The organism is Pseudomonas sp. EZ-C24, from assembly GCF_014525325.1.
GTDB classification, from domain to species: Bacteria; Pseudomonadota; Gammaproteobacteria; order Pseudomonadales; family Pseudomonadaceae; genus Aquipseudomonas; species Aquipseudomonas shirazensis.
This window is the reverse complement of sequence record NZ_JACDIU010000017.1, coordinates 12,495-24,508: the sequence shown is the minus strand read 5'-3', so window position 1 is coordinate 24,508 and position 12,014 is coordinate 12,495. Positions and strand designations below refer to the sequence as shown.

Sequence of the window (12,014 nt, the reverse complement as noted above, 5' to 3'; positions counted from 1 at the left end):
GGCAGAGGTCGAGAATCACAACCTGGAATCTAGCATGCAGATTTCAGGAGTAGATAGGGATTTTAGGAGAATGGCCTTGATTAAGGTTTGCAGCCGCTGCGTCATGGATACAACTGATGCTGATATAGTGTTTGATGAAACCGGTGTGTGTAATCACTGCCATAAATTCGACTCGGTACAGTCACGTCACCTCTTCTCGGGGGAAGACGGACAAATGCGCCTCGATCAGATTGTAGATCAAATCAAGAAAGAGGGCGTGGGTAAAGAATACGATTGTATCATTGGGCTCAGTGGCGGTGTCGATAGCTCCTACCTCGCGCTCAAAGTTAAGGACCTCGGACTGCGACCTCTGGTAGTGCATGTCGATGCCGGTTGGAATAGTGAGCTTGCGGTTAGTAATATCGAAAAAATTATTAAGTACTGTGGCTACGACCTGCATACTCATGTCATGAATTGGGAGGAAGTTAGAGATCTGCAGTTGGCCTACATGAAGGCGGCGGTCGCTAACCAGGACGTTCCTCAGGATCATGCCTATTTTTCAAGTATGTATCACTTTGCTGTGAAAAATAACATCAAGTACATCCTCAGTGGTGGCAATCTATCGACCGAGGCAGTATTTCCTGAGTCTTGGCATGGCAGTGCCATGGATGCAATCAATCTTCACGCCATACATAATAAGTATGGCGAGCGGTCACTGCGTGATTACAAGACTATCAGCTTTTTTGAGTATTATTTCTGGTATCCCTTCGTTAAAGGTATGCGCACAGTTCGCCCATTGAATTACATGGGTTATGACAAAGCGGCAGCTGAGGCGTATCTCAGTGAAACGGTTGGCTATCGCTCTTATCCGCGTAAGCATGGTGAGTCGGTATTTACCAAGCTCTTTCAGAACTATTACTTGCCTACAAAGTTTGGTTACGATAAGCGGAAGTTACATTATTCCAGCATGATTTTGTCTCGGCAGTTGACGCGCGAAGAAGCGATGGAGAAGCTGGCCGAGCCGCTGTATCATGCCGATGAGCTTGAACTAGATATCGAATATTTCTGTAAAAAGATGCGTATTACTAGGGAGGCATTCGACAGCCTCATGAATGCGCCTATACATGACTATACTGAGTTTGCAAATTGGGGCTCTCGTCAACGATTTGCAAAAAAGGCACAGCTTTTGGTCCAGCGAGCACTGGGCCGACGTATCAATGTCTATTCATGATGAGTCGGAGAGATTAAATGGCCAAGATCGTTCACGTAACGTCGGCTCATACTCGCTATGATGTGCGCATTTACCACAAACAGTGTAGGTCTCTAGCCCTGGCAGGGCACGAGGTATTTTTGCTCGTCGCGGACGGTAAAGGTGACGAGCAAAAAGATAATATTCGTATCATCGATGTAGGCAGGTCTAGCGGGCGCTTGGGCCGAATATTTAATACGACGCGACTTATCGGAGCTCGTGCCCTTGAGCTCAATGCAGACATTTACCATTTGCACGACCCCGAGCTGATACCGGTTGGATTACAACTGAAAAGGCGGGGCGGCATAGTCATCTTTGACGCCCATGAGGATGTGCCTAAACAGCTTCTCGGTAAGCCCTACTTGAATCGCATCGCTCGGCTCGCATTGTCCAAAGCATTTGCAATTTATGAGCGCTGGGCATGCCGTAAGCTTGATGCAGTGGTAGCGGCGACGCCCTATATACGCGATAAGTTTATCACCATGGGTATTCGCTCGCTGGATATTAACAACTACCCGATCTTGAGCGAGCTATCATTCGAAGAAATAGATTGGCAGAAGAAGAAGCCTCAAGCGGTATACATAGGTGGGCTTGGTAAGGTGCGTGGGATCCGCGAAATCGTAAGCGCTATCGGTGTGTCTACATCAGGTGTAAAGCTTGCGATTGGCGGTGTATTCACAGAACCTGCCTTTGAAGCGATTGTGACTACTGAACCGGGATGGAAAAAGGTTGAGTTCCTCGGGTGGTTGGACCGCAATGGTGTCAAGAAGGCTTTGGATGAGTCAGTTGCTGGTCTGGTGACACTGCATCCACTACCGAATTATTTGGATGCGCTGCCCGTCAAGATGTTTGAATACATGGCGGTAGGACTTCCGGTAATTGCTTCAGACTTCCCTCTCTGGCGTGGAATAATTGAAGGTAGTGGGTGCGGGTTATGCATCGACCCTCTTGATCCTGCTGCGATTGCTAAAGCTGTAGACTATCTTGTAGAACATCCACTGGAAGCCGAGCAAATGGGGCGTAATGGGCGAGACTCGGTAACCTCGCGTTACAACTGGGGCATAGAGGAAAAGAAGCTAGTAGAGTTCTATGACCAGTTGATACATCGTTGATTTAGCGCGTGTATACAAACACTGGTGTAGGTGGCGTAGAGGTGCTGCCTTGCGAGGCGTGTGGGAGGCGGTCTGGGTCGTATGTTGTGTTGAGCAACGAACTAGTTCTTGGCTGTGCCGCTATGCATGTGCTGAATGAATGCAGTCTGTTTCAGCTACCTTATGTAGGTGCTTTGTGCGTGAGCCATCTATGAAAATTATGTACATCAATCCTTATGCTGGTGGGCCGAACGTCGGTCGCTATTGGCGGGCCTATTATTTAGCTCGGGAATGGCAGTCGGCCGGTCATGAAGTGACCGTTGTATCCCCGGCTTATCATCATTTGATGGACCAGGGGGGAATGCCGTCAGGTCCCGCCACTCAGAGTGGCGTCAATTACCAGTTTTTGCCGGCGGTAAAGTATTCCGGCAATGGACTAAAGCGCCTGTTGTCCATGCTGAGTTTCGCGTTAACCTTACTGTTCTTTTTGGTGCGTTTACCTCGTGACCAGCGGCCGGACCTGATTATCTATTCGTCAGCGCATCCATTTGCTTACCCAAGTGCATTGGTCATGGCTAGATTGTTCGGTGCCAAGATTCAGTTTGAGGTGCGCGATTTATGGCCTTTGAGTTTGGTCGAGGTGGCTGGGGTAAGTGTGCGGCATCCCGTGGTTTGGTTGCTTGGCGCAATTGAGCGTCTTGCATACCGCGCATCAGATCGTGTTATATCGCTCCTGCCTGGCGCAATGCGGCACATGGCATCACTTGGTTTACGCCCTGAGAAATTTGTCTACGCACCCAACGGTTTTTCGCTGACGGCGCCCTGTAGCACTGTGCAGAACCACACCTTGTTGGACGATCTTGCAAATTACCGCGACGCAGGCGAGTTCATCTTTTTCTATGCGGGTGCGCTCGGCGAACCTAACGCAATGCACAAATTCGTGGATGCACTCGCGCACCTGCCAGCGGATGCTCATCGCAAGCTCCGCTTTGTGATCGTAGGTAAGGGAGAGCAGAGTGAAGAGCTCCTGCGTCGCTGCACTCCTTACACCTGCGTGAGCTTTTACGGTCAGGTTGACAAGAGCATTGTCCTCGAGGCGCTCAAACGTGTAGACGCAGGTTTCTTCGTCATGCACGACTTGCCGATTTATAGGTTCGGTATAAGCTTGAATAAACTTTATGACTACATGGCAATGGCGTTGCCTGTTGTCGGCGCGTACGCCGCGTATAATGATCCAGTTCTGGATGCAGGTTGTGGTCTGACCGTTGCCCCTGATCAGCCGCGCGATCTGGCGCAGGCGTTCATGTTGATGAGTGCCACTGATAAAGAGAGTCTAAAGGAAATGGGCGAACGCGGGCGCACTTTCCTTACTGAAAACTTTGAGTACAAGGCAATTGCCCGAAAGATATTGATATGACTAAGGATGCAATATGATTTTGGTGACAGGTGCTTCCGGTTTTATCGGGCGGGCCGTGTGCAAGAAGCTGACGGACATCGGGATGACCGTCCGAGGCGTAAGCCGAAGCAGTGACGCGCCTTATGGCGTCGCAGAAATTGTGCGCATGGATCTTGAGGGCAGTCCAGATCTGGATAGCATCTGTATAGGCGTTCACACTATTGTTCACCTTGCCGGGCGTGCCCACGTACTTAATGACGATTCCACTGATCCTGCGGCTGCGTTCACTAGCGCGAATGTGAGTGTTACAAAAGATCTAGCAGCGGCCGCCCTGCGCCAGGGCGTCAAGCGCTTTATTTTTTTGAGTTCAATTGGTGCTGTAGGGTCTGAAACTGATCAGGGCAAGTCCCTTTCAGAAGCGACCTCTTGCAAGCCTACTCAGCTGTACGCAGTGAGTAAGCTGAATGCGGAGCTTGAACTAACGAACCTAATCCGTGGTACTGAGATGGAACTGGTCGTGATTCGTCCACCGCTTGTCTATGCTGGGGATGCACCCGGGAACTTTGGCCGGTTGCTGAGCATAGTTCGCAGTGGGCTACCGCTTCCGTTTCTCTGGGTTAACAATCGCCGCAGTATGGTCGCACTGGAAAACCTGGTTGATTTTATCCATGCCTGCATCAGCAATCCGTTAGCGGCTAACGAGACCTTCGTAATCTCTGATGGCACTGAGCTGACAACACCACAAATCATCCGCTTGCTTGCTCAAGGTATGGCGCGGCCCGCGCGGCTCTTTCCAGTGCCGGTGTGGATGATTGGTATGGGTTTGGGGGTTCTAGGAAGAAAGGCTATGTACAGCCAGCTGTGCAGATCTTTAGTGGTTGACTCTACCAAAGCCAGCTTGCTGCTTGGCTGGACGCCGCCAATCACTTCAGAAAAAGCATTGGCTGCAGCCGGTGCAGATTTTATGAAAAAGTATGATGAAGAGCGGACAGGGGGCAAGCAGTGAGTGTCATTTATTTGTACGGTTTTGCATTCATTGCAGCACTCGTGTTAACTGGGCTTCTTCGTCGATACGCGCTCGCGAAAAGCATCATCGACGTTCCCAACGCTCGGAGTTCCCACACTGTTCCCACTCCGCGCGGTGGGGGGATTGCGATAGTCATCAGCTTTATTATCGGTCTGCTGTGGCTGCTGGTTGAAGGGAATGCTGCGTGGCAAGCCGCTGTCGCAGTAGGTGGAGCAGGTGTGCTCATCGCCATCGTGGGGTTCATGGATGACCATGGCCACATCGCTGCCCGCTGGCGATTGCTGGGTCATTTTTGTGGCGCGATATGGGTGCTTGTTTGGCTCGGAGGGTTTCCACCTCTCGAGGTATTCGGTCTTCGCTTGGAAGCTGCTGCAATTCTCGGCATTTTCGCGACGCTTTATCTAGTTTGGCTATTAAATCTTTATAACTTCATGGATGGGATTGATGGGCTGGCCAGCGTCCAGGCTATTACCGCATTATTTGGCATGGCGCTTATTTACCGGCTTATGAACTTCGACCACTTGATGGTCTTGCCTTTGATGCTCGGATTCGCGGTTGTTGGGTTTCTTTACTGGAATTACCCACCCGCAAAGATTTTTATGGGCGACGGGGCTAGCGGATTTCTGGGCATTACCTTGGGCGCCTTGTCTATACAGGGGGCTTGGGCCGCACCTGCTTTCTTCTGGTCATGGGTGATTTTGCTTGGTGTCTTCATTGTTGATGCAACCTATACGCTCGTCCGTCGACTAGCACGAGGAGACAAGGTCTACGAGGCGCACCGTAGTCACGCTTACCAATACGCCTCTCGGTTTTACGGCAGGCATTTGCCTGTGACGCTCGGCGTATTAGCCATTAATGTCATCTGGCTACTACCCATTGCCGTCGCGGTAGCCATGGACTGGTTGTCCGGCATGATTGGTGTGATGATTGCCTACCTGCCGTTGATCGGGCTCGCTATCAAGTACCATGCCGGAGAGCTTGAGCGGCCCTGAAACAGGGGTCACTAATTCCATGTAGCTGCACGTGAAGGTGTGTGTGCGGCAGTGCCATCGGTCAGTGGCTGGAAATGCCGAGACTATCAGGAGAGACGAGGGCTTTTTGAGGAAAATGGACAGTATTAGAACGCGCATGCTCGCGCTGCCACGACGGTACAAACGTGCGCTACAGGTTGTAGTCGATGTGCTGCTGGTCATTGTAGCGCTATGGCTCGCCTTTGCGGTCCGTCTCGGCATAGACGAGATGGTTAACCCACTGGTCAGTCATCCGTGGCTTTTCGTCGCTGCCCCAGTGGTCGCTATTCCGATATTCATTAGATTCGGTATGTATCGTGCGGTGATGCGGTATTTTGGCAATGACGCACTTATCGCGATTATTAAAGCGGTGAGCTTGTCCGCCTTGATTCTTGCGCTGATCGTGTATTGGTATGTCAACCATAAATTTGTGGTTCCGCGTTCCATCATCTTCAACTATTGGTGGCTCAGTCTGATCATGATTGGTGGCCTGCGGCTGATTATGCGGCAGTATTTCTTGGGTGATTGGTTTGCTGCCAAGCAGCATGTACCCTTTGCCACCCGAGATAACGGTCTGCCTAAGGTTGCGATATATGGTGCTGGGGCCTCTGGGAATCAATTGGTGGCGGCACTGCGTATGGGCCGTATCATGCGCCCCGTTGCATTTATAGATGATGATGAAGGCGTTGCCGATCGCGTTATTTCAGGGCTTCAGGTATACCGCGGTAAGGATATTCAAAAACTTATCGACAGCACCGGTGCGGAAGAGGTCCTGCTCGCGGTACCGTCCGCAAGCCGCGCTCGTCGTCGAGAAATTCTGGGCTTCTTGGAAAACTTCCCACTGCACGTACGCAGCATTCCTGGGATCATGGACTTGGCCAGTGGCCGAGTAAAGGTTGATGATATCCAGGAGGTCGACATTGCTGACTTGCTGGGACGTGATGCTGTACCTGCGCAGTATGATCTTCTCTCCCGCTGTATCTCTGGCAAGGTCGTGATGGTTACAGGTGCTGGCGGGTCGATCGGCTCCGAACTCTGCCGACAAATTTTGGTACTTAAACCCAAGACATTACTGCTTTTTGAGCATAGCGAATTTAACCTTTATAGTATTCACTCTGAACTACAGCAGCGAATTCAGCGTGAATCACTTCCCGTAACCTTGATTCCTTTCTTAGGCTCGATACGTAACCAGAAACATGTGTTCGACACTATGTCGATGTGGCGGGTTGACACCGTCTATCATGCTGCTGCGTATAAGCATGTGCCGATGGTTGAGCATAATATTGCTGAGGGTGTGATTAATAATATAATCGGCACGCTAAATACGGCGCAGGCCGCATTGCAGGCCAATGTATCTAATTTTGTCTTAATCTCCACTGACAAAGCTGTACGTCCTACCAATGTTATGGGTAGCACGAAGCGTCTTGCCGAATTGGTACTGCAAGCGTTGAGTAAAGAGGTTGCTCCAGTTTTATTTGGTGATGCTGCTAATGTGGCGCGAGTTAATAAGACTCGATTCACCATGGTCCGATTTGGCAATGTACTTGGCTCTTCAGGCTCTGTCATTCCTTTGTTTCACAAGCAGATCAAAGCGGGTGGGCCGTTAACCGTTACCCACCCCAAGATTACCCGATATTTCATGACGATTCCTGAAGCGGCTCAACTGGTAATCCAAGCCGGTTCCATGGGACAAGGTGGGGATGTCTTCGTGCTTGATATGGGAGAGCCCGTCAGGATTGCTTCTCTGGCGGAGAAGATGGTGCACCTGTCCGGGTTGAGTATTAAATCAGAGCACAACCCTCACGGTGACATCGCTATCGAGTTCACGGGTTTGCGCCCAGGTGAAAAACTCTATGAAGAGTTGCTGATCGGCGATAATGTGAGTGCTACTTCTCATCCGATGATCATGATGGCGAATGAGGATCATTTGATGTGGGAGCCACTGAAAGAGCACCTTGCCGTGCTGATGGCAGCGGTGCAGGCTGAGGATTTTAACCGAGTCCGGCAGTTACTGCGTGAAGTAGTTAGTGGGTATACACCTGACGGTGAAATTGTCGACTGGGTTTACCAACAGCGACGACAAGATGTGTGAGCGCTTGACCGGGATGGCTTACCATTCCGGCGGCCTGCCGTCAGGCAGGCCGTTATAGGCCCGCACACAAAAAAACTGACACTCTCTGCAGCGATTGATCACGATGGCCACAGCGTCATCACTTCACCCGTCTACGGGGGTCTTGTGCGGCATGACCTGGCAACGTGCAAAGAAACGGAGATAGTCGCATCAGGCGCGTTTTCCTCTCCGTGGATTTTTTCAGTGCAGGGAAACCCTACGCTGATGGCTCTTAGAAATCCATTGATCAAGACTACCCGAGATTTCGGCGGCGAAATTTATTTGGTTCCGCTCCGATGAGCGATTAGCCGGTAATGTCCGATCACCATTGTTCCTGCACCTTCACGAAGCCAAGCCGGGGCAATCTAGACATCATTGGCCCTGCGCCTGTTGACTTACCACTCCACACCATTCCTACACATGGAGTGCACTTATCCCGGAGGCCGCATCCTCTAGTCCTAGTTTCAGTTCATGTGTGTAATTTTTGGACAAGAAAGACGGGTTTTCCGCACCTCCTATGTTGTTTACCTTTTGCCTGCAGCCAAGGAACGCTGCACCAAAACGTCCCATACGACAGGAGTGTCCCCAATGCGAAATACCGTTCTTTCCTACCTTCTACTCCCACTGTTCGCAGGACTTTCATTCTCAGCAAGTGCCGCGCCAGCGGCGCCCATTGAGCCCGTCCCAATCGTCGCCCAAACCACCACAGTCCAACCCAAAACCAACCTAAACACCGCCGACGCCTCCACCCTCCAGCGCGAACTCAACGGCATCGGCCAGGCCAAGGCGCAAGCCATCGTCGCCTACCGCGAGGCAAACGGCCCGTTCCAATCAGTCGATGAGCTTCTGGAGATCAAGGGCATCGGCAACGCCCTGATGGAACGCAACCGCGACAAACTTACCCTGGAATAACCACATCAAAGATGGCCGGCCTTGCGCCGGCCATCAATCATTCATAGGTCTTTGGATTCCTTGGCATCCATCTGCGCGTTACGTTCATGCACCTTGCGCAGCTGCTCCTCTGTCAACGGCAGCTTCTTCGCCGTATCACGCAGCATCATCAAACCACCCACGATCGAGCCGATGGCAACGACCAATATCAACCAGGCATACCAAGGCATCGTCATTCTCCTACGGGCAGTAAAAAGCGTCGCTAGTACCAATTACGAGCGGACGCAACGCCCTTTGGTTCCATTATAGCCCTCGCAAGTCCTGCCATTCTCGTGACCTGCGGCCTGCAAAGCGCACCCCACTTGGTTTACAATGCGCGCCGTTTACGACCCGCCATGAGACCCTGCCAATGCCTGCTTGCCAGACGCCCCTGATCGTCGCCCTGGATTTCCCTACCCGTGAAGCTGCCCTTCAGTTGGCCGACCAGCTCGACCCTGCACTGTGCCGGGTAAAGGTTGGCAAGGAACTGTTCACCAGCAGCGCTTCGGGTATCGTCGAGACCTTGTGCGCCAAGGGCTTCGAGGTGTTCCTCGATCTCAAATTCCATGACATCCCGAATACCACGGCGATGGCAGTCAAAGCCGCCGCCGAGATGGGCGTGTGGATGGTCAACGTGCACTGCTCGGGCGGCCTGCGCATGATGGCGGCGTGCCGCGATGTGCTGGACAAGCGTAGCGGGCCTCAGCCGCTGTTGATCGGTGTGACCGTGCTGACCAGCATGGAGCGTGAAGACCTGGCCGGTATTGGTCTGGATATCGAGCCACAGGAGCAAGTGCTGCGTCTGGCGGCATTGGCAGAGAAAGCCGGTATGGACGGGCTGGTCTGCTCGGCGCTGGAGGCCACTGCACTGAAAGCGGCCCATCCGTCGCTGCAACTGGTCACCCCGGGGATTCGTCCTGCCGGCAGTGCACAAGACGATCAGCGCCGCATTCTCACCCCGCGCCAAGCACTGGATGCTGGGTCTGATTACCTGGTTATTGGTCGCCCGATCAGCCAAGCGGCCGATCCCGCCCAGGCACTTGCGGCAGTTGTTGCCGACATTCGCGGCTGAATAAAGCCCTGCACAGCCCCCCGGTAGGTGAGTTTTATTTCATAGTCTCCGGGGGGAACTACGACCAGCGCCTGAACTCCGTGCCGTTTTTTCTGTCAGAATTATCCGAAAATCCGGATTGAGGCAGACACTTTGGCGGCTACATCGGGCGGTACTGAGACTTCTAAGCCAGTCATTGGTGACTTTGCTGACGTGCGCAACATCGCCAAGGGCTCGGTCATCATCATGGCCTCGGGCAGCTCCGCCAAGGACTTCCCGCTGGAGCGCTTCGCCGGTGTGCCGGTAATCACCATGAACGGCGCCATCTCGATGTTCGCCGACACGGCGATCAAGCCGTTCTTCTATATCTGCACCGACACCAGCTTCCCCAAGCAGCAGCCCGAGTTATTCTCCCAGGCGTTGAGCAGCAGCCAGCATGTAGCCTTGTGGTCGGAGCAGATCGCCGAGGTGGCCGGTACTTGCTCTGCCAAACTGTATCCGTTGCAGAAAGCCGCTGGATTTTCCTTGAAACAGTCGATGTCGCAAGGCCAGTCCGCGTGCGTGCGCCCTCGTTTTGCCTGGAATGCGCGTGCACGCTCGATCGGTTTCAGCAAGGACCTCAGTGAAGGCTTTTTCGATGCGCGCACAGTGGCATATGCGGCGTTGCAGCTCGCTTATCATCTGGGCTTCAGTAGGGTATTCCTGGTCGGGGTAGACTTGAACCAGGCCGCTGGACGCTTCTATGAAACAGCCGATTCTGCCAAGTCGCCCTGTGGGCTTGATCAGCATTATGAAGGGCGGGTATTGCCGTCGCTCAAGCTGATGGCCGAGCGGGTGATAGATGAGCGCTTTGCCGTGTTCAACCTGTCTGCAGCGTCACGCATCCCGGCTTCGGTGATCCCAAAGATCACTGTCGAGCAAGCGCATTCGATGGTTTTCCGCAAAGGTGGTGCCAGGCCAAGGTCACTCAACGCTGAGCATCCCCAGCAGCTGATGGCGGGGTAACGCCCAAAGGCGCTTCGCCCGCCATCCAGTGGCTACTTGATCAGACCTTCAACACCAACTTGCCGAAGTTCTCGCCGTTGAACAGCTTGAGCAGGGTTTCCGGGAAGGTCTCCAGCCCCTCGACCACATGCTCTTTGCTCTTGAGCTTGCCGCTGGCCATCCAGCCGGCGATCTCTTGTGCGGCCTTGCCATACTCCTTGGCGTGGTCCATCACCACAAAGCCTTCCATCCGCGCACGGTTGACCAGCAACGACAGGTAGTTGGCCGGGCCTTTGACCGCTTCCTTGTTGTTGTACTGGCTGATAGCGCCGCAGATGACCACGCGGGCCTTGAAGTTCAGGCGGCTGAGCACGGCATCGAGGATGTCGCCGCCGACGTTGTCGAAGTACACGTCGACACCTTTCGGGCATTCACGCTTGAGACCGGCCAGCACGTCTTCGGCCTTGTAGTCGATGACACCGTCAAAACCGAGTTCATCCTGCAGGTATTGGCACTTGTCCTTGCCACCGGCGATGCCGACTACACGGCAGCCTTTGAGCTTGGCGATCTGGCCGGCGATGCTGCCAACCGCGCCGGCAGCGCCGGAGATGACTACGGTTTCGCCCTCTTTCGGTTGGCCGACGTCGAGCAGGGCGAAGTAGGCGGTCATGCCGGTCATGCCCAGTGCCGACAGGTAACGGGGCAGGGGGGCGAGATTGGGGTCGATCTTGTGCAGGCCCTGCGGCTCGCCGGTGAAGTAGTCCTGGATGCCAAGGGCGCCGCTGACGTGGTCGCCGGGCTTGAAGTCAGGGTGTTTGGAGGCAGTTACTTCGCCGACGCCGAGGGCCCGCATGACCTGGCCAATGCCCACCGGCGGGATGTAGGACTTGCCTTCGTTCATCCAGCCGCGCATGGCCGGGTCGAGCGAGAGGTACAGGTTGCGGACCTGGATCTGACCCTCGGCAGGCTCGGCGGCGGGCCCTTGCTCAAAGCTGAAGTCTTCGCGGGTGACGGCGCCGACAGGGCGTTTGGCGAGCAGGAAGCGGCGGTTGGTCTGGGTCATGGGGGCTCTCACTGAAAAATGGACACTGCCTTTGATAGAGGTACGGACAGCCGCTGGCAAGGCTTGTGCGCGGGGCGAATGGCCGATGATCCATCAGGGTGATGGCCGGTATCGGCCCCGCTGC

11 protein-coding genes are annotated in these 12,014 nt (G+C 53.6%); 9 read left to right on the top strand and 2 right to left on the bottom strand.

What is annotated here, in order from left to right; all coding sequences use genetic code 11:
• Positions 1-76 precede the first annotated feature (76 nt).
• The 7 genes from IDM28_RS16940 (at position 77) to IDM28_RS16910 (ending at position 8,774) form a co-directional block, all read left to right on the top strand.
• Positions 77-1,210, top strand: coding sequence for an N-acetyl sugar amidotransferase (locus tag IDM28_RS16940; RefSeq protein ID WP_150571408.1), 1,134 nt, complete (start codon positions 77-79; stop codon positions 1,208-1,210).
• Positions 1,211-1,227: 17 nt separating this feature from the next.
• Complete coding sequence (locus IDM28_RS16935) at positions 1,228-2,340, top strand: glycosyltransferase family 4 protein (RefSeq protein ID WP_188036523.1); 1,113 nt, start codon at positions 1,228-1,230, stop codon at positions 2,338-2,340.
• 190 nt (positions 2,341-2,530) lie between these two features.
• Positions 2,531-3,736, top strand: a complete 1,206-nt coding sequence (locus tag IDM28_RS16930) for a glycosyltransferase family 4 protein (protein WP_188036522.1) — start codon at positions 2,531-2,533, stop codon at positions 3,734-3,736.
• A 13-nt stretch (positions 3,737-3,749) separates the two neighbouring features.
• The gene (locus tag IDM28_RS16925) at positions 3,750-4,721 is read left to right on the top strand and encodes an NAD-dependent epimerase/dehydratase family protein (RefSeq protein WP_188036521.1); all 972 of its coding nucleotides are present in this window, start codon (positions 3,750-3,752) and stop codon (positions 4,719-4,721) included.
• Positions 4,718-5,734: an MraY family glycosyltransferase gene (locus IDM28_RS16920; protein WP_150571384.1), complete on the top strand. Its 1,017-nt coding sequence runs from the start codon at positions 4,718-4,720 to the stop codon at positions 5,732-5,734. Before IDM28_RS16925 ends, IDM28_RS16920 begins: the two co-directional genes overlap by 4 nt.
• 115 nt (positions 5,735-5,849) lie before the next feature.
• Entirely contained in the window at positions 5,850-7,844 is a 1,995-nt protein-coding gene (locus IDM28_RS16915; RefSeq protein WP_188036520.1) for a polysaccharide biosynthesis protein, read from the top strand.
• Between the two features lie 606 nt (positions 7,845-8,450).
• The gene (locus IDM28_RS16910; protein ID WP_150571382.1) at positions 8,451-8,774 is read left to right on the top strand and encodes a ComEA family DNA-binding protein; all 324 of its coding nucleotides are present in this window, start codon (positions 8,451-8,453) and stop codon (positions 8,772-8,774) included.
• A 41-nt stretch (positions 8,775-8,815) separates the two neighbouring features.
• On the opposite strand, the gene IDM28_RS16905 is transcribed toward IDM28_RS16910, so the two are convergent.
• Positions 8,816-8,983, bottom strand: a complete 168-nt coding sequence (locus tag IDM28_RS16905) for a DUF2897 family protein (RefSeq protein ID WP_103438184.1) — start codon at positions 8,981-8,983, stop codon at positions 8,816-8,818.
• Between the two features lie 179 nt (positions 8,984-9,162).
• On the opposite strand from IDM28_RS16905, the gene pyrF reads away from it, so the two are divergent.
• Together pyrF and IDM28_RS16895 are read left to right on the top strand one after the other, a co-directional pair.
• Positions 9,163-9,864 (top strand): orotidine-5'-phosphate decarboxylase, encoded by a 702-nt coding sequence (pyrF, locus tag IDM28_RS16900; protein ID WP_150571381.1) that lies wholly within the window; start codon positions 9,163-9,165, stop codon positions 9,862-9,864.
• Positions 9,865-10,089: 225 nt separating this feature from the next.
• Positions 10,090-10,848 (top strand): lipopolysaccharide biosynthesis protein, encoded by a 759-nt coding sequence (locus IDM28_RS16895; protein ID WP_262500161.1) that lies wholly within the window; start codon positions 10,090-10,092, stop codon positions 10,846-10,848.
• 40 nt (positions 10,849-10,888) lie between these two features.
• Here the strand turns inward: IDM28_RS16895 and IDM28_RS16890 are convergent, their stop codons facing one another.
• The gene (locus IDM28_RS16890; RefSeq protein ID WP_188036518.1) at positions 10,889-11,890 is read right to left on the bottom strand and encodes an NADP-dependent oxidoreductase; all 1,002 of its coding nucleotides are present in this window, start codon (positions 11,888-11,890) and stop codon (positions 10,889-10,891) included.
• Between the last annotated feature and the right edge of the window lie 124 nt (positions 11,891-12,014).